Source organism: Pseudoalteromonas sp. S3431 (genome assembly GCF_000690035.1).
Classification (GTDB): Bacteria; Pseudomonadota; Gammaproteobacteria; order Enterobacterales; family Alteromonadaceae; genus Pseudoalteromonas; species Pseudoalteromonas fuliginea.
The window spans coordinates 79,998-98,271 of record NZ_JJNY01000003.1; the positions used below are offsets into that span (position 1 = coordinate 79,998).

At 40.2% G+C, this 18,274-nt stretch carries 13 protein-coding genes; 1 reads left to right on the forward strand and 12 read right to left on the reverse strand.

Features of this window, described 5'->3' with window-relative positions:
- Positions 1-4 precede the first annotated feature (4 nt).
- From DO88_RS17280 to DO88_RS17250, 7 genes are all read right to left on the reverse strand, one after another.
- Entirely contained in the window at positions 5-1,096 is a 1,092-nt protein-coding gene (locus DO88_RS17280; RefSeq protein WP_033037810.1) for a hypothetical protein, read from the reverse strand.
- Between the two features lie 62 nt (positions 1,097-1,158).
- On the reverse strand, positions 1,159-4,206 hold the full coding sequence (locus tag DO88_RS17275; RefSeq protein WP_033037811.1) for a hypothetical protein: 3,048 nt from the start codon (positions 4,204-4,206) through the stop codon (positions 1,159-1,161).
- A gap of 827 nt (positions 4,207-5,033) precedes the next feature.
- Positions 5,034-6,200 (reverse strand): 2-methylaconitate cis-trans isomerase PrpF, encoded by a 1,167-nt coding sequence (gene prpF, locus DO88_RS17270; RefSeq protein ID WP_033037812.1) that lies wholly within the window; start codon positions 6,198-6,200, stop codon positions 5,034-5,036.
- An 11-nt stretch (positions 6,201-6,211) separates the two neighbouring features.
- Positions 6,212-8,821, reverse strand: coding sequence for a Fe/S-dependent 2-methylisocitrate dehydratase AcnD (gene acnD / locus DO88_RS17265; protein ID WP_033037813.1), 2,610 nt, complete (start codon positions 8,819-8,821; stop codon positions 6,212-6,214).
- 125 nt (positions 8,822-8,946) lie between these two features.
- Positions 8,947-10,071 carry a bifunctional 2-methylcitrate synthase/citrate synthase gene (gene prpC, locus DO88_RS17260; RefSeq protein ID WP_033037814.1) on the reverse strand — a complete coding sequence of 375 codons (1,125 nt, stop codon included), beginning with the start codon at positions 10,069-10,071 and terminating at the stop codon, positions 8,947-8,949.
- A gap of 49 nt (positions 10,072-10,120) precedes the next feature.
- Positions 10,121-10,999 carry a methylisocitrate lyase gene (gene prpB, locus DO88_RS17255; RefSeq protein ID WP_002962361.1) on the reverse strand — a complete coding sequence of 293 codons (879 nt, stop codon included), beginning with the start codon at positions 10,997-10,999 and terminating at the stop codon, positions 10,121-10,123.
- A gap of 97 nt (positions 11,000-11,096) precedes the next feature.
- Positions 11,097-11,789, reverse strand: a complete 693-nt coding sequence (locus DO88_RS17250; protein WP_008135402.1) for a GntR family transcriptional regulator — start codon at positions 11,787-11,789, stop codon at positions 11,097-11,099.
- A 265-nt stretch (positions 11,790-12,054) separates the two neighbouring features.
- Between DO88_RS17250 and rsmF the strand changes: the two genes are divergently transcribed.
- Positions 12,055-13,506 carry a 16S rRNA (cytosine(1407)-C(5))-methyltransferase RsmF gene (gene rsmF, locus DO88_RS17245; RefSeq protein WP_033037815.1) on the forward strand — a complete coding sequence of 484 codons (1,452 nt, stop codon included), beginning with the start codon at positions 12,055-12,057 and terminating at the stop codon, positions 13,504-13,506.
- A gap of 220 nt (positions 13,507-13,726) precedes the next feature.
- On the opposite strand, the gene DO88_RS17240 is transcribed toward rsmF, so the two are convergent.
- From DO88_RS17240 to tmk, 5 genes are read right to left on the reverse strand one after another with little or no spacing between them, the layout of a single operon-like run.
- On the reverse strand, positions 13,727-15,586 hold the full coding sequence (locus DO88_RS17240; protein ID WP_033037816.1) for an alkaline phosphatase D family protein: 1,860 nt from the start codon (positions 15,584-15,586) through the stop codon (positions 13,727-13,729).
- 4 nt (positions 15,587-15,590) lie between these two features.
- Positions 15,591-16,370 (reverse strand): TatD family hydrolase, encoded by a 780-nt coding sequence (locus DO88_RS17235; protein WP_033037817.1) that lies wholly within the window; start codon positions 16,368-16,370, stop codon positions 15,591-15,593.
- An 18-nt stretch (positions 16,371-16,388) separates the two neighbouring features.
- A complete protein-coding gene (locus tag DO88_RS17230; protein ID WP_007375260.1) occupies positions 16,389-16,715 on the reverse strand; it encodes a PilZ domain-containing protein in 327 nt (108 codons plus the stop codon).
- A gap of 12 nt (positions 16,716-16,727) precedes the next feature.
- Positions 16,728-17,642, reverse strand: a complete 915-nt coding sequence (locus DO88_RS17225) for a DNA polymerase III subunit (protein WP_033037818.1) — start codon at positions 17,640-17,642, stop codon at positions 16,728-16,730.
- Between the two features lies 1 nt (position 17,643).
- On the reverse strand, positions 17,644-18,270 hold the full coding sequence (gene tmk / locus DO88_RS17220; protein ID WP_008135397.1) for a dTMP kinase: 627 nt from the start codon (positions 18,268-18,270) through the stop codon (positions 17,644-17,646).
- Between the last annotated feature and the right edge of the window lie 4 nt (positions 18,271-18,274).

The window sequence follows — 18,274 nt, forward strand, 5'->3', positions numbered from 1 at the left end:
TTCCTTAAAACTTAATGTTCACGTACCAATTCACATTCGCATAATAGGCTTTATCTAAATCTAAGCTATCTGTTTGTAAATTAAGACCAAAATATTCACTTTCTATACCAACCAAAAACGCTTCACTTTTTGTTTCGTAGCCTGCTTGTACTTTCCAATGTTCCCAAAAGTGAATGCGGCCTTTTAATTGGCTAAACGTGTCTTTATCGTAACGTTTTAAAGTTAGTTGGGTTGAAAAACGCTCGTTTATTCTGTAATCGGCAAATGCTTGTAGTCGCATTTCCATCTCAAAATCATGCGATTCGGTATTTCCAAATGCAGACGTTTTTAATGATACTGTTGGCTGGGTAGTAATGTCGCCGTTGTCATTTTCACTAAATGGAACTTCTGTAGTTTGGCCTTTAACAAAGCCACTATCGTCGTAATCTGTTTTATAGAGTAAATCTTTTACACTAAAACCAAGTTGTAGTTCATCATTTACTTGCCAATCAGCAAAAATATCTAGGCTATAGCCTAGGCCTTCAGGTTTCTGGTCTGGTGTGAATTTTTTAAATAAAATATCTTTTGAAAAATTGTAATCAACAGTTACAGCACCTTCAACTTCATCGCTATAAATTTCGCCATTTACAGTAGCATCTTGAAAATGCGTACTCGAAAAAACGGATAATTTAGGTGTAATTGTTAATGAATTTTTATCTAAAAACTTAAAATCGTAAGATACAAAAACACCATTTGAAGTCGCTTGTTTTGCATCTAAATTATATGTATAAAAACGATCCTCAAACTCTAAATTATTTTTTTCAGTGTGAGTGTATTTGGCCGTATCTGGATCAAAATTAAGCACGTAATCATAGCGACTTTGTAAACCAACCTTAAAATTCCCGAAACCCACACCGACTTCAAATATATTGTAAGTAAATGCACTGTCTCCCGATTTTAGTGGTGCATCGAAATCATCGACAAAAGCTTGTACTGGCTGTGCTTCGGTGTAAATCTCTGCGTCAAAATGTGTAAATACTTGAAATTGGTTATCTGCGGAAACAAATGGAGAAATAAGAGCTGTTGAAAATCCTAACAAGAGAATTTTTTTTTTCATAATTTAATCGCTTTCTATAAAAAAAGGGAAAAGCGCTGCTTTCCCCTTTTATAGTTTAAATATTACTTAGATGAATCAATTAAATCAACATCAGTGTAATCAACTACGTCACCATCAATGTAAGTAATTGAAAGACCGTTTGTTGTTTTAGCTGCAGTACCAAAAGACATCATCATCTCATTGTACATAGCCATAACGTCACCAGTGTAACCTGCACTTTCATTACCAGTAATAGACAACGTGTAACCCATTGCATTATTTACTGTAATATCTAAAGCACTTGCTTCTTCCATGTCGCTGTCAAGGTATGTAGTCATTACTTTAAAGTCTACATCACCAGATACACCTTCTAATGAAATAGAACTTGAATCTGTTTCTTCATCAGCTGTAATGCTTAACACGCCGTTAAAGCCAGAATCGCCATCCATAATTTCAATATGGTTAGTCGTTTCAGTCATTATGATTTCTGCATCATCTACATTATCAGCCGTCACCGCGCCATCAAAAGTAAATACTAAACATGAATCGATTTGAGTAGCATCAATTGTACCTGCTGCAAATTCAACACAATCTGTCAATGCTGCTACTTGCGTATCAGCAGTTACAAGCTTAATAGATGCATCATTTTCGCCTACCAGCGTAGCACCCCAAGCAACAACTAGCTTATCACCTTCATAAGAAGCCGCTGCGTTAATCATTTCACCTGTAGTAGCATTGCTAAGCATAAGTGTAAGATCATCTAAGCTGTAATTGTAAGCCCAGTTAGGGAAACGTGTAGATGTACCCGATGCAGAATCACCCATACCAGAAACTTCATCGATTACATCAGCTACAATTTCAGCAGCATCAATAATAGCATCACCACCAGTACTCGTTAGCACTGTCATAGTCGCTAATGACTCTGACGTAGCTTTAACAGAAGCTAGTACAGTTAGTTTAGGAAGCGCTTCTTCTGCAGCAACTTGAAGCGCTAACGCAGCTGTAAACTGCTCCGCTGCTAATTCAGCTTTATCAGTAGCAACTTTAACCATTGCATCAGCATCATCAACTAATGTTTGTGCTGCGTCTTTATCTTCATCTGTTACAGCAACATCTAAATATGCTTGTGCAGCTGCTTTAGCTTGCGCTATAGCAATTTCCAATGCATCTACAGTTGCAGCAAATTCAGATGCGGCAGAGACTGCTGCTGTTGCAAGCTCTAGAGCAGCCGCTGCATTAACAGCGGTATCGATCGTCGCGTTTTGTGCATCAGCAAGCGCTGAAGTAGAAGCAGCTTCTGCCGTCATTGATAGGGTTTGCTTCGCATCTGCAACATCTGCTGCATCAATAGCAATAGCTTTAGCCGCCGTTACTTCAACATCAAACTCTGTAACAGCCGCATCAACAGCAATAACTAATTCAGCAAGCGCTGCGTCAAACGCACTTACTTTGTCAACTTCTGTATTTGCATCAGATAGTAGATCTTCTGCATTATCAAGAATTTGTTGGTATGTATTATTTTGGTCAACAAGTAATGTTGCTGCTGAAACAAGACCTTGAGACTTAATAAATAATTTATTTACTTTATTTGCTAAATCGGCAGTTTCAGCTTCATTAACAAGTGTAGCTACTGCACTTGCAAATGCGACAGCACTTGCTGCATCAGTAACCGTTTCTCCACCTAGAGATTGAGCATCTGCTAAGTTAGTCTCAGCTGTCACTACTAAAGCTTGTAAAGTAACAAGTTCAGCTTCTGATGCTGTAACCTCTGCTGTAACAGAAACAGCTAATCGAGCATAAAAATTGTCATCAGCTTCACAGTTATCTGTACAACCTAACTTTTCTAATGCTTTTTTAACTTTTTTAGCAATAAGCGCTAAACTAGCGTCAGTTGCTGCGCCATTTTTAATAGCTTTATTTTTTGCTGCTTTTGCTTTAGCAGCAATGCCAGCCGCTTGTAAAATAAATGCATCTTTTTCAGCATCTGTTGCATTTGGATTAACAACATTGAATGCATTTATAATTGCAGCTTCAATAGCATCATCATCACCAGTAGCAATGGCTAAAAAAATGTTAGATGTGTTTGTTACTGCTTGTTGAAGTTTAGCCGCTAACGCTGCAATTTCAGCATCATCACTACCGCTTAACTTACCATCTTTAATGCCTGTTTTTAATTTACTTAGCACATCGCTGATAGAGTCTAAACCTTGAATAGATGACGCTATTTGAGAAATTGCTAAAATACCTTCGCTTAACTCTTCTTCACCGTCTACATCACTTAAATCAACTGCACCACCAATTGAAGGGTCAGCAAGTAACTCTGGTATTTGAAGTGTGCTATCAGGTCCCATTAATTGGAAAAAACTGCGTAAACTTACTTCAGCAAGAGTAGGAGGACCAACCTCTCCTCCAGCTGTAATAATTAACTGAGAACCGATAGTCGTAAACAATGTTGCATTAGCTGTTAAAGAACGAGATACACCTGGATCGCCTTGAGCTCCACTTGCACCTGACGTATCAGCTGTAATTGCTGGGACAAATTTGATTACTGACAGTTCTAGATCAGTTTTGTACCATTCACCAAATTCAATTGCAGTATCGCCATCATTTACATCATCAACTTCTGGGGCTGTTGCGTAAGAACCACAACCTAAGTAAGCATCACATCTTAAAAAGCTCTCATCGCCTTCTTCTGACGTTTTAACTGTGATGTAAACTGGTCCAGTAAAGTTATCTTCTAAGAAAATGCTGTAGCGTCCGCTTTCATTTGTTAGAACATCATCAGGGTTACCTGCAATTTTGTTTGCTTCTAAATCAGCATCGGCTGCATCTTGCGATAAACCTTCTCCAGAGAAAGATTCAGCTTCAGAAGAGGCTTCTAATCTAAATGCAACAGGTACACTTTGACCAGTTGCATCTAATGTAGAAACGCTTACTACCGCGTTCATCATTGCGCCTTTAACAGCTTTACCAGTTACTTCAACATTAAATTGAGCATCATCTGATGAGCTAAAAGATTCAACAGGAGGTACGTATACATTCCTATCGTTATCAGAACCACAAGCTGTTAAGCCCAATGTAAGTGCAACTGATGCTGCAATTGGTGTAAATTTGATCATACGCTTCGACATTTATTTCTCCTTGATAGCTTGAAATGAGTATCAGAAATTAGTTTAGTCACAATTTGCATTGTTCAAGTTTACAAAAATAATAAACGAACACGCAATACTAACCTTTGTTACTAGAATTCTAAAAATACCATTAAGCCATATATTTTTGCTACATATTTATACATTTTATTAAATGTATTTTGATTTTATCTACATACTATTTCTTTATGACCCTCAGTAATCTAATTAAAAATCATAAAAACTCAGGACGCTAAAATATAGTATATCCATTTTGTGAATTGAATATTACATTTAATTTAGTTTGTTAATATTATTCTTCAAGTAAATGCGATGAATCGAAGAAAAAAGCGGTTTTTTTACTGAACTGGAATGAAAATTAACTAAAAAAATATGACTATGACAACATTCAAATTTTTTCAATCGCTAAGCATTGAGCCATATATTTGGTTTTTCTTTTTATTACCTAAGGCAATTTAATCGCGATGCGAGGTTTGTAATCTAGTGGGCTCGCTAACTGCGTTGAAAATAGCTGGCTAGAGAAAATAAGTTTAATATCATCATGATTCAATATGTTAGTAAGTCTCTTAACCAGAGTTAAGGTTAAGTAATAACCGAGCAAATAGTCCCCAACACGAACCCAAGGGCAATGCATGTTTGACATCTATGCTGCGTTATCGCCTATTTATAGTAAATAACACCATAGGCGTTGCCTTGCCTAAAAACCAAACATACAGCTGCAAATTCAACCTCGAAGATAAATAGACCCAGATATTGAAATAATTACTACATAGAAAACCCCACTGCATAATCACAAGAGGGACTTTATTTTAATAAGGAACCCTTACAACCCCTTCCATTAATACTCGTGCACTGCGGCTCATACTTGCTTTGGTAACTAGCCAATTACCTGCAGTATTTTTAGCTTCAGCACCTACTTTTAGCGTGCCCGACGGATGACCAAAGTTAACTTCACTCAATGCGCCGCCACCAGCGGCTATATTTACGAGTGTGCCTTCGATTGCTGCGGCCGTGCCAATAGCAACAGCCGCTGTGCCCATCATGGCATGGTGCAGTTTACCCATCGACATAGCGCGCACTAATAAATTGATATTTGCAGCTTCAATAAGCTTTCCGCTAGACGCTTTGTAATCTAAAGGTGATGCAACAAACGCAACCTTTGGCGTATGTTGGCGAACTTGCGCTTCACTAATGTTAGTGATTAAGCCCATTTTAACAGCGCCATAAGCACGAATGGTTTCAAGCTTTTCAAGCGCTGCAACATCGTTATTTATATCGTCTTGCAGCTCTGTGCCGGTATAACCAATATCAGTGGCTTTAATAAATACAGTAGGAATACCTGCATTTATCATGGTTGCTTTTAAAGTACCAACACCTGGAACCTCTAAGTCATCAACTACGTTACCTGTTGGAAATAACGCGCCATCGCCATCAGCGGGGTCCATAAATTCAAGTTTTACTTCAGCTGCAGCAAATGTAACGCCATCGAGCTCAAAGTCGCCGGTTTCTTGTACTTCGCCATTTGTCATAGGGACATGCACTAATATGCTTTTTTTAATATTAGCCTGCCACACCCGCACGATAGCAACACCGTTATTAGGTACTCTGCTTCTATCGACTAAACCATTACTAATGGCAAAAGCACCGACTGCTGACGTTAAGTTGCCACAGTTACCACTCCAATCTACAAAAGGTTTATCTATAGCCACTTGACCAAACAAGTAATCAACATCGTGTTCGGCTTGCTCACTTTTACTTAAAATGACGGTTTTACTGGTACTTGATGTAGCACCGCCCATGCCATCCGTTTGCTTAGCATACGGATCGGGGCTGCCAATAACACGCAGTAATAAATTATCGCGCGCCTCGCCTGCTACTTGAGCAGGCTTTGGCAAATCAGTTAAATTAAAAAATACACCTTTACTGGTGCCGCCACGCATATAGGTTGCAGGCACTTTAATTTGCGGTTTAAACATAATGCTTGCCCTTATGCAGATTGTGTTGCTTCTAAAAAGTCTTGAGCAAAGCGCTGTAATACACCACCAGCTGCGTAAATAGAAAGCTCTTCTTGGGTGTCGATACGGCACTTCATAGGCACAGTAAGCACTTCACTGTCTTTACGGGTAATGCTTAAATTAACGGTGGCGCCTGGTTTTAAATCACCCGTTACATTGTACGTTTCACTGCCATCCAGCTTTAGAGTTTTACGCGTTGTGCCTGCTTTAAACTCAAGCGGTAAAACCCCCATACCAATTAAGTTAGTACGGTGAATACGCTCAAAGCCCTCAGCTGCTATTACTTCAACGCCTGCAAGTCTTACGCCTTTTGCAGCCCAATCGCGCGATGAACCTTGACCGTAATCGGCACCGGCTACGATAATAAGCGGTTGTTTACGCTCCATGTAAGCTTCGATTGCTTCCCACATACGGGTATTAGTGCCTTGTGGTTCTAAGCGTGCGTAAGAGCCTTGCTTAACTTCGCCGTTTTCGTCCAGTACCATTTCATTAAGTAGTTTTGGGTTTGCAAATGTTGCACGCTGCGCTGTTAAATGATCGCCCCGGTGCGTTGCGTACGAGTTATAGTCTTCCTCTGGGACGTTCATTTTGGTCAGGTATTCGCCAGCAGCGCTGCTTGCCATAATTGCGTTTGATGGCGATAAATGATCCGTTGTAATGTTATCGCCAAGTACTGCAAGCGCGCGCATACCGGTCATAGTGCGCTCACCCGCAAGTGCACCTTCCCAATAAGGAGGGCGACGAATGTAGGTGCTTTCTGGGCGCCAGTCGTAAAGTGGGTCGTTATCTTCACCGTAATCTACGGTTAAATTAAACATCGGCTCGTATACTTTTCTAAATTGCTCAGGCTTAACGCTTTGCTTAATTACTGCATCAATCTCTTCGTCAGACGGCCATAAATCTTTAAGCGTAATATCGTTGCCTTGTTGATCTTGCCCTAGTATCCCTTTTTCAATATCAAAGCGAATAGTACCTGCAATGGCGTACGCAACAACTAAAGGAGGTGACGCTAAAAATGCTTGCTTAGCATAAGGATGAATTCGCCCGTCAAAGTTACGATTGCCCGAAAGCACCGCTGTCGTGTATAAATCGCGATCGATGACTTCTTTTTGAACAACAGGGTCAAGGGCACCGCTCATCCCATTACAGGTAGTACACGCAAAACCAACAATGCCAAAGCCAAGTTGCTCAAGCTCTGTTAGTAAGTTTGCATCTTCAAGGTATGATTGCACTGCTTTTGAGCCCGGTGCTAATGAAGTTTTAACCCAAGGTTTGCGCGTTAAGCCTTTTACATTTGCGTTACGGGCAAGGAGTGCAGCGGCAATTACATTGCGCGGATTACTGGTATTGGTACAGCTAGTAATAGCCGCAATAATACATGCGCCGTCTGGCATTAAGCCCTCTTCATTTTCAACGACACCCGAAATACCTTCTTTAGCTAAATCGCTTGTTGATACACGGCGGTGCGGATTAGATGGACCCGCAATATTGCGTCCCACGCTTGATAAATCAAACGTAAGTACACGCTCGTATTTTGCGGTTTTTAAGCTATCGCTCCAAAGGCCCGCTGTTTTTGCGTAGTTTTCTACTAGGGCAATTTGTTCTTCTTCACGGCCTGTTAAACGCAAGTAATCTATTGTTTTATCATCGATATAAAACATGGCTGCAGTTGCGCCAAATTCAGGTGTCATGTTCGAAATGGTTGCTCTGTCACCAAGTGTAAGCGCGTCAGCACCTTCACCGTAAAATTCTAAATAGGTAGATACAACACGTTGCTCGCGTAAAAATTCAGTAATAGCGAGCACAATATCGGTTGCGGTAATACCAGGTTGGCGTTTGCCTGTAAGCTCAACACCTACAATATCAGGTAAGCGGATATAAGAAGCACGGCCAAGCATTACGCTTTCAGCTTCAAGCCCGCCTACACCCACAGCAATAACACCCAGCGCATCAACATGTGGCGTGTGGCTATCGGTACCTACTAAAGTATCGGGGAATGCAATGCCATCTCGGTTTTGAATAACCGGCGACATTTTTTCAAGATTAATTTGATGCATAATGCCGTTACCCGGTGGAATAACGTCAATATTTTTAAACGCAGTTTTTGTCCAGTTTATAAAGTGAAAACGGTCATCATTTCGTCTGTCTTCAATAGCGCGGTTTTTTTCAAATGCGTCAGGATCAAAACCGGCATGCTCTACCGCTAACGAATGATCCACTATTAACTGCGTGGGTACCACAGGATTCACTTTTGCCGGATCGCCGCCTTTGGCTGCAATTGCATCACGAAGCCCTGCTAAATCAACAAGTGCTGTTTGGCCTAAAATATCGTGGCAGACCACACGCGCCGGATACCACGGAAAATCTAAATCTTGCTTTCGCTCAATTAGCTGATTAAGTGCATCGGTTAACATGGCAGGGTCGCATCGGCGTACTAGGTTTTCGGCAAATACACGTGATGAATAAGGTAGCGTAGCGTATGCACCTGGCTTAATTGCATCTACGGCTTCTTGCGTATCGTAATAGTCGACATTTGAGCCCGGTAGAGGTTTACGGTATTGGGTATTATTAATTATGGTCATAATAAATTCGCTAATTGGTGACGGTGTTTGCTCACAGCTAGCGTGTTTAATGAAAAGTTTGAGAAAAACTGCTCGCTAGTGGCTATGTGCAATAAAAAGTGAGCACATGCGTGCTCACCCATTTTTTAACGTGACTCTATTGGTGTGTAACTACGAGCATCAGGGCCTGTGTAATCGGCACTTGGGCGGATAATACGGTTGTTAGCGCGTTGCTCTTTTACATGCGCAGTCCAACCAGTAACACGGCTCATTACAAATATTGGCGTAAATAATTTAGTTGGAATATCCATAAAATGATAAGCAGACGCATGGAAAAAATCAGCATTACAAAACAGCTTCTTCTCGCGCCACATAATCTCTTCACAACGAACAGACACAGGGTAAAGCACGGTATCGCCTACCTCTGCTGCTAGTTTTTCAGACCATTTTTTAATAATTATATTGCGTGGATCAGATTCGCGATAAATAGCATGACCAAAGCCCATTATTTTGTCTTTACGTTCAAGCATGCCCATGACTTCTTGTTCAGCATGCTCAGCACTTGTAAAGCCTTGAATCATATCCATAGCCGCTTCGTTAGCACCACCATGAAGTGGACCACGCAGCGTACCAATCGCGCCAGTTACACAAGAATGAATATCAGATAAAGTTGAAGCACATACACGTCCCGTAAAGGTAGAGGCGTTAAATTCATGCTCTGCGTATAAAATTAGTGATACGTTCATCACTTGCGCAAATAACTCGCTGGGTGCTTTGTCGTGTAACAGTGTTAAAAAGTGTGCGCCAACAGAGTCGTCATCTGTTTGTGTTTCAATGCGTACGCCATCGTGTGTAAAGCGGTACCAGTAACAAATAATACTTGGGAACACAGCAACCATACGGTCGATTGCATCATTAGCTTGGCTAAAATCAAGCTCCATTTCAAGGTTACCCAACATTGAGCAACCCGTGCGCATTACATCCATTGGGTGCGCGTCTTTAGGAATATTTTCAAGCACGGTTTTAAGTGCATCTGGTAAGCCGCGTAAATTTTTTAGTTTTGCTTTATATTCTGCCAATTCGCTAGTTGTAGGTAACTCACCGCGTGAAAGTAAAAAAGACACTTCTTCAAACTGCGCTTTTTCGGCAAGTTCGCTAATATCGTAACCACAATACGTTAAACCAGAACCACTTTGTCCAACAGTACACAATGCTGTTTGACCAGCCACTTGTCCGCGTAAACCCGCGCCGCCTAATGCTTTATCTACCATGTTCTTCTCCTATCTTAAATTTGTGTGTGATTTTATTTTTTAATAATTATTATTTGTCAGATTTTGATGAAAAAAGTGTGTCGAGTGTGTTCTCGTACGTGTGGTAATCTAAAAAGTCGTAAAGTTCAGAGCGCGTTTGCATATTTTCAATTTGGCTTTGTTGCGAGCCTTCATTTAAAATTGCTGAATACACGTTTAATGCTGCTTTGTTCATGGCTCTAAATGCACTTAGTGGGTAAAGCACCATTTCAACACCTACATCGCTTAACTGCTCTTTTGTGTAAATAGGTGTTTGGCCAAACTCAGTAATGTTTGCCAAAATTGGAACGTTGATCGCTTTTGCAAATGCTTGGTAATCAGCAAGGTCGTGTACGGCTTCTGCAAAAATAGCGTCAGCACCGGCTTCAACACAGGCAGCTGCACGGTCAATAGCGGCATTTAAACCTTCTTTTTGAAATGCATCGGTACGGGCCATAATGTAAAAATCGCTATCGGTTTTTGCATCAACCGCCGCTTTAATACGGTCAACCATTTCACCTTGGCTTACAATTTCTTTATTAGGACGATGGCCACAGCGCTTTTGTGCTACTTGGTCTTCAATATGAAAACCCGCCGCACCGGCTTTAGTCATTTCTTTTACTGTGCGTGCAATGTTAAATGCCCCACCCCAACCGGTATCGGCATCAACAAGTAGCGGTAAGTCGCTGGCACCGGTAATACGACGAATATCTTCAAGCACGTTATCAAGGCTTGTCATACCTAAATCTGGCATACCAAACGAGGCGTTTGCAACACCCGCACCTGAGAGGTAAATAGCTTGGTGGCCCATTTTTTCTGCCATCATCGCTGTGTAGGCGTTAATAGTACCTACCACTTGTAACGGGCGGTTATTGGCAATAGCGTGTTTAAATTTTAATCCTGCTGACATTACTTTCTCCTCACTTTGAACGGTTGCTACGTGGAGTAACTTATAGTTTTAATCTGTAATTATGACTGTTTAACTGCTCTTGCTAGCTTTTAGCAGCTTATGCTTTTTGCTTAGCTAATAAGTCGAATTTGGTTTGAATATTTGCTTGCGATGCGCTTATGTGGCGCTTCATAAGCATTTCGGCCAGTTCGCCGTCGTGGTTTTCAATGGCGTTAATAATAGCTAAATGCTCATCAAACGCTTTTGATACACGCGGCCCCACCATGCCCATTTGTACACGGTACATGCGTATTAATTGATAGAGCTCATTACACAGTAAATGAATTAAATGCGCGTTTTTACTGCCTTGAATAATACGGTAATGAAAATCTAAATCGCCGGCTTCTTGATAGTAAGACTCGCCCTCTTTAACACGTTGTGTTTGCAAGTGCTGATTAAGTAATTGCTTTAAGCCTTTTATCTCTTCGGGTTCCATATTGTCGGCAGCCAGCCTACATGCCAAGCCTTCAAGTGAGCTGCGAACTTGATAAACTTCAATCAAACGCTCAGCGGTAAGGGCAACTACTCGGCAACCTACGTTAGCTTTACGCTCAACAAGGTAGCAACTCTCTAAGCGATTTAACGCTTCTCTAAGCGTTGCACGGCTTACACCATAACGCTTTGCAAGTTCAGGCTCTGATATTTTACTGCCTTGAACTATACTGCCTTCAACAATCTCACGGCGCATATCTACAAATACCTGATCTGATGCGGTAGTAATAGGCGCTTCGTTTAAAAATGTGTGTGTCATAAGTTATTTTTTAGATTGTCGACAATTAATGCCGTTACTATGGGCTTATTAAAAAACCATGTCAACCCTTGAGCACAACAAAAAGACTAAAAAACGCACTCATTGTCGACACTATTAATCTAAAGCCGTATAAAATCACCTTGAAAATAGAGTAAAACAACAAAGTGTCGACATAGTAATAAATTGGATGTTACGTTTTTAAGCGCTGAAAATGCGTTATATAAATGCTATTATCGCGCTTTATTTTTATAGTATGAGCTAACGCGTGAACGCCAACACTTTTATTCCTGAGCACTTTATTGATGACGTAAAAACCTATTTACCAGCGCATCTAAACTTGGATGACTTTTTAAATGCGTGTCGTCGGCCGCTCAGAAAATCTATCCGCGTTAATACATTAAAAATTAGCATTGAAGAATTTGTAAAACGTGCAACTGAAAAAAATTGGCTGCTAACCCCCATCCCTTGGTGCAGTGAAGGCTTTTGGTTAGAACGCCCAAGCGATGAAGAGCAAAACCTAGCCCTCGGTAATACCGACTTACACCTAAGCGGTGCGATGTACGTACAAGAAGCAAGTTCAATGCTGCCGCCTATTGCCTTAAAGCAAAGTATTGAACTCACAGGCACTCAAAATAACACCGTGCTTGATATGGCATCAGCGCCGGGCTCTAAAACCTCACAGCTAGCTGCGCTTATGAATAACCAAGGCGTGCTTGTTGCAAATGAGCTTTCGTCATCTCGTTTAAAGGTACTTAGCGCCACCTTAAAACGCATGGGGGTCGGTAACTGTGCGCTCTCGCACTTTGATGGCGTTATATTTGGCAACTACATGTTTGAATGCTTTGATAGCATATTGCTAGACGCGCCATGCTCTGGCGAAGGTACTGTGCGTAAAGACGCCGACGCACTAAAAAATTGGTCAATAGAATCAAACATACAAATAGCCCAAGTACAAAAAGACTTAATTAAAAGCGCATTTTACGCATTAAAGCCAGGTGGCACGTTAGTGTATTCAACCTGTACACTTACTCCGCTCGAAAACCAGCAAGTATGCGATTATTTACTCAGTGAATTTGGCGACTATATAGAGCCACAATCCCTAAGTGATTTATTTGAAGGTGCAAGCGAAGCCACAACTAATGAGGGCTATTTACATGTATGGCCGCAAACCTTCGATAGCGAAGGCTTTTTTATTGCTAAATTTAAAAAGCACGCAAGTTGCGATAACCCAAATCAAACTGTTAAAAAAGGCGCGTTTCCGTTTAACGAGTTTGATAAAAAGCAAAGTGCCGCGTTTATGCAGTCGCTTAAAAAGCACTTTGAATTAACTAATCTTCCTGGCAACTTAATGCAGCGCGACAAAGAGCTGTGGTTATTTCCACAAGGGTTTGAAGCCCTGCAAAATAAAATTAAGTACGCACGCTTAGGTATTCAAATTGGCATTATTCATAAAAATGGCGTAAGGCTAACGCACGAGTTTGCAACCGTATTTGGCAATGAGTGTAAAACTAATGTATTTGCTTTAAATAACGAGCAAGCAAATGATTATTTTCAAGGTAAAGATATACGCTTAACGGAAGCAACTCAGACAATAGGTGAAGTAGTATTAACACTGTGTGGTTGCCCTATTGGGCTCGGGAAATGGCAAAAAAATAAGATCAAAAATTCACTACCCCGAGATCTAGTGCAAAATACGCAGTTAATAAGCTGGGTATAAAAAATGGATAACCATTTTAAACTGCGCATAAAAAATCTAAGCATTTGTTATTAAATATAACTAAATGCAAAATTTAGTTATGCCTTTTATCATTACTTAACTACACTTTTAAGTACTTTCTTCTTCTCCCTAAGAATCTAGAAAGTTTTTTTAGTTAACGCAAGACTCAACAGAGAGTCATTCTAAAGCCCAGAGTTTTCCTAATTACTCTGGGCATTTTTTAATTTTCAACTAAATCAAATTCGGTTAATTCCCCAGAGCCATGAATCAATTGATAGCGCGCTAAATTGCCTTGTTCGAGTGTTATTAAACTAATCGCAGAGTCACTTACTAAATACTTTTGCCCTTCGCCCTTAGTTTGGTGTTTATCTACTTCCATATGCCAACGTTTAGTAAAAAAGTTAAGTGGGCTTTTTGGTCCATATAAAATTGAATCTAGTTTATCGAGTACGTTTATTAATTTACGTGGAAATTCGTTTTTAATACCACTGGCGGTAAGTTGCCAAATTCGGTTGGGGTGATTACCAAAACGTTTTTGCACTGAAAAACAAAATGAATAGTGCACGTCTCCCGATAAAATAAGCGTTTCGTTTGGTGTATCAGTTCGCCTAAACGTATCGAGTAGTTTTTTAGCCGATCCTTCGTGTGCCATCCAGTTCTCTACATCAACCATAAGCGGTTGCCCGCAAATATTAAACATGGCTTGAATAGCTTCTATTGATTTAACACCAAATACGGGGGCTGGTGATACAATAATAACCTGGTCGTGGCTTAATAGGCTTTCTTCAAGCTCTGTTAGGCGTTCCCAATCAAGTAGACCTGAAGGCTCGTTAAAATTTTGCTCATTTCGCCAACGGTGCGTACGTGTATCTAGCACCACTACTTTTGGGGTTGTAGTTAACTCGTAATGCCAAAAACTAAAATCGTTTAGTGGTTTATCAAATGCTTTAAACTGCCATAAATTATTAGCAGTACGGCTTTGCTTAAAAGGTGTTAGTAACTCGCCTGTTTTATTTAGTGCATCGTTCCCCATTCCTTGGAAAAGCCAATAACTAATTAAGCCGTTATTAATGATTCGTTTACTACTTGGATTTTCATTTATAGCTTGCTCCCACCCAGCGGTGAGGTTCCAATCATCGGTTACATCATGATCGTCAAACATCATTAATGTCGATACATTGGCAAACAACCGCTCTACTTCACTTAAGCCTTTTGCATAATCAATCAGTGCTGTTTTTTCAGCGTCAAAAATAGTTTTGTTTTGCTTGTTTTGACCTGAATACGTTGTATTTTGTATATCAACGCATTGCCAAGCAGCAGCACTAAAATTTAATAAATAAAGCGCTATGTATTCTTCAAAATGGATAAGGTGATTGTAGGCTTTTACACTTGAAAAGTGAGGTTCGTCTTTTTTTAGCCAGTAACCTATACCTAATTTTGAACGTTTTTGCCAAGGCGTTTTTGGTAAATACAAATGACGATTATAAAGTTGCTCTTTTATATCGTCCGGTAACTCAATGGCAAGTGGTTGCTCTTTATAAATACCTAGTTGCTTAACTAACTGATGAATAGCTAATAACATGGGGCCTGCTACGTCATCGGCGTAAACCTGGTCACCGCTCAGTAATAGCAATTGTGCGCCTTGATTATTATTACCGCGCTGATTATTTTGCCAGTGACTTGCAGACACTAAGCTATCTTTTGCTGGATGATGTGCATTACGGCACGAGCCATGCAAAATATCACTGAGTTTATCGGGGATTACAAATGCAGGCGTTGTTTTACTGCTATAGCACCAAGGCGATAAATCGATTACTGTATCGTCAATTACAAGCTCATAGTTTAATAAGCTATCTAGAGGGAGTTTGTTGTCTATTGGCTTTATAATGACGAAATGCAGATACAAATGTTCCCCTAAAGAAACAGTGTGTTGATCACTATAACACTCAACATTTAATAAGTTTATTTGGCAGTTTGCAGACTTGCTGGTAGCAAACTGAATACAGACTCCAGTTTGCTCTGCACGGCGCACCATTGGCCCCATTAGTAAAATAGGAAGGTTTGCCGTGTTAGTAATCATGCATTTAGCCTTTAGCTGCTAATTTAAATAAAGAATAAAAGTTCTCGGTAGTCGCTTTAGCCAGTTCATTAAAGCTAATGCCTTTAAGTTCGCTAATGTAATAAGCAACGTCTTCTACGTATGCTGGCTGATTTGTTTGCCCACGATACGGTACCGGTGCTAAATAAGGCGAGTCGGTTTCTATTAATAAGCGATCGAGTGGGATTTTTTTTACGACTTCTTTTAGTTCTAAAGCATTTTTAAAGGTAACAATGCCGGAAATAGAAATATAAAAGCCCATGTCTATGGCTTTTTTAGCCATATCCCAGTCTTCAGTAAAACAATGCAATACGCCACCGCAATTTTCCGCTTTATGTTCACGCATTAAGTTTATGGTGTCGACACGTGCATCGCGAGTATGAATAATTAACGGCTTTTGTAATTCGTTAGCTACTTCAATATGCCCAACAAAACTGGCTTGCTGTACTGCATGTGTATCTTTTGAATAATAATAATCAAGGCCTGTTTCGCCAATAGCGACTACTTTGTCGTGCGATGCTAGGTCAATTAACTGCTGCTTGTTAAGTGCATATTTTTGATCAAGTGGATGTACGCCACAAGAAGCTGATACATCGTCGTAATGCTGAATTTTGTCAAGCATACTCGGGAACTGATCAAGTGTTACACTTACACATAAAAAATGCTCAACCTTTTTAGCACGTGCTTTATCAAGCACTTGGTCAAGGTTTAAATCAAGTTTATCAAAATCAAGACGGTCTAAATGGCAATGCGAATCTACAATCAAAATTGGGCCTGTTTTTTACTACATGGTGTAAGTCGGATTACCGGAGTTTAACATAGTCCCCAGTAGTTTTTCGATCTTAGAATTAAGGTTTGTTTTATCATCTAAGAAAGTAATACCAATCCCTGGTGGGTTAGAGCTTTGTGCACCTTGTGGGGTGATCCACGACACTTTACCCGTCACTACATCATCTTCTAGTGCATCAGGCAAGGTAACTCTAAGTGCCAATGAGTGCCCTACTTCGTAACGCATATTAGTGGGTACAAATAAGCCACCTTTTTTTAAATAAGGCATATAACAACGATATAATTCATCTAGATCATCTATATCAACTAATAGCTCTTGCATGTTTAATCCTTTTTATGAATTACGTAATATGTGCGCTAATCGCGATACTGAAAGCGGTAAATTAAGCCCAAGGATTTTTGTGTTATTTTGCAAAAATTCACTCAGAGCCTGTTGCGCAATCTGATATGCATCAAAGCTCATGCCTTGCATTAACTGCTGCTTTAGTTGCTCACTTAAGAACAAAGTAAATATGCGAACAAGCTCAGGCTGTTTATTTATAATATCGACTAACACTTTAAAATTATGACTTTGTTTAAACTCAGTTGCAAACTTATAAAGCATATCAATACTTTGTAACTGACTTTGCTCTTGCCAATGCTTAACTTGTAATGGTTGGCTATAAAAAAGTGGCAACCAGCTATAACCTTTAATTTGCAATGACTCAAGCCATTGCTGGGCAAGTTGTGTGTTTATTACTTTTATATCTGTTTTAGCACACCGGCTTAATATCGTGGCCGGAAGCTGTGCAGCTTGGCTTGTTGTAAGTATCAAAAATCGGCTATTACTTGGCTCTTCTAGCGTTTTTAATAATGCATTTGCTGCGGCGGTTGTCATTTTTTCACAATTTTTAATAACAACTACTTTGTTACCATTTTGCGCCGCAGAGTGATTCATAAAATCACTGATCCCGCGTATATCGTCTACGCCAATACTTTGCCCATCAACCTGCGTTAAACGTTTATCAGGGTGCGTGCCTGCAAGTGTGAGTAAACAACTTTTACAGTGGCCACACGGTGCTAAAATACTATTAGCAGCTGCTGATTGCTGTACTATATTTTGGCACAATAAGGCATTAGCTAACTGATCGCTTAACTCGAATTTACCAACGCCAATGGGTCCACAAAACAACTGTGCATGATGAAAACGTTGGCCACGAAAGCTCTGCGCTAAGCGTTGCTGTGTATCGTGTAGCCAAGGCAGTGCCATATTATTTTAGCCCTTCAAAAAATGTACGTAGTACGTTAGTTATATCGCGGTGTACTTTATCGATGTCTTGGTTTGCATCAACTGTTTTAATTGAGCTGTCGTCGTTAGCAAGCTCAAGGTAACGCATGCGAGTGCGCTGAAAAAACTCAATAGCTTCTTGCTCTATTCTATCAAGTTCGCCTCGCCCTTTTGCACGTTCAAGGCCAATAACAGGGTCAATATCAAGGTAAATAGTTAAATCGGGCTTCAATCCTTTTAATACCATTGATGATAACGACGCTAGTGTATTTGAGCTAATACCTCGTCCGCCACCTTGATATGCTTGAGATGATAAATCATGGCGATCAGCCAATATCCATTGACCTTGCTCAAGCGCAGGATTAATGACGTTATGCATTAACTGCGAACGCGCCGCATACATGATCAGCAATTCGGTTTCAAAGGCAATTTCTTCTTCATGCTCTGCTTTTACAAGTGTGCGCAGTGATTCGGCTAGTGGTGTTCCGCCTGGTTCACGTACATTTATAAAGTCGATCTGTTTTTTGTTTAAAAAATCTTGGCATAAGGAAATTGCTGTTGATTTACCAGCGCCTTCTAGCCCTTCTATTACTATAAATTTTGGTTTCATAAAA

Bases quoted from the DNA above. Each gene is read 5' to 3' on its own strand.
- DO88_RS17280 (WP_033037810.1), bottom strand. From the start codon at position 1,096: ATGAAAAAAAAAATTCTCTTGTTAGGATTTTCAACAGCTCTTATTTCT.
- DO88_RS17275 (WP_033037811.1), bottom strand. From the start codon at position 4,206: ATGTCGAAGCGTATGATCAAATTTACACCAATTGCAGCATCAGTTGCA.
- prpF (WP_033037812.1), bottom strand. From the start codon at position 6,200: ATGTTTAAACCGCAAATTAAAGTGCCTGCAACCTATATGCGTGGCGGC.
- acnD (WP_033037813.1), bottom strand. From the start codon at position 8,821: ATGACCATAATTAATAATACCCAATACCGTAAACCTCTACCGGGCTCA.
- prpC (WP_033037814.1), bottom strand. From the start codon at position 10,071: ATGGTAGATAAAGCATTAGGCGGCGCGGGTTTACGCGGACAAGTGGCT.
- prpB (WP_002962361.1), bottom strand. From the start codon at position 10,999: ATGTCAGCAGGATTAAAATTTAAACACGCTATTGCCAATAACCGCCCG.
- DO88_RS17250 (WP_008135402.1), bottom strand. From the start codon at position 11,789: ATGACACACACATTTTTAAACGAAGCGCCTATTACTACCGCATCAGAT.
- DO88_RS17240 (WP_033037816.1), bottom strand. From the start codon at position 15,586: ATGATTACTAACACGGCAAACCTTCCTATTTTACTAATGGGGCCAATG.
- DO88_RS17230 (WP_007375260.1), bottom strand. From the start codon at position 16,715: ATGCAAGAGCTATTAGTTGATATAGATGATCTAGATGAATTATATCGT.
- DO88_RS17225 (WP_033037818.1), bottom strand. From the start codon at position 17,642: ATGGCACTGCCTTGGCTACACGATACACAGCAACGCTTAGCGCAGAGC.
- tmk (WP_008135397.1), bottom strand. From the start codon at position 18,270: ATGAAACCAAAATTTATAGTAATAGAAGGGCTAGAAGGCGCTGGTAAA.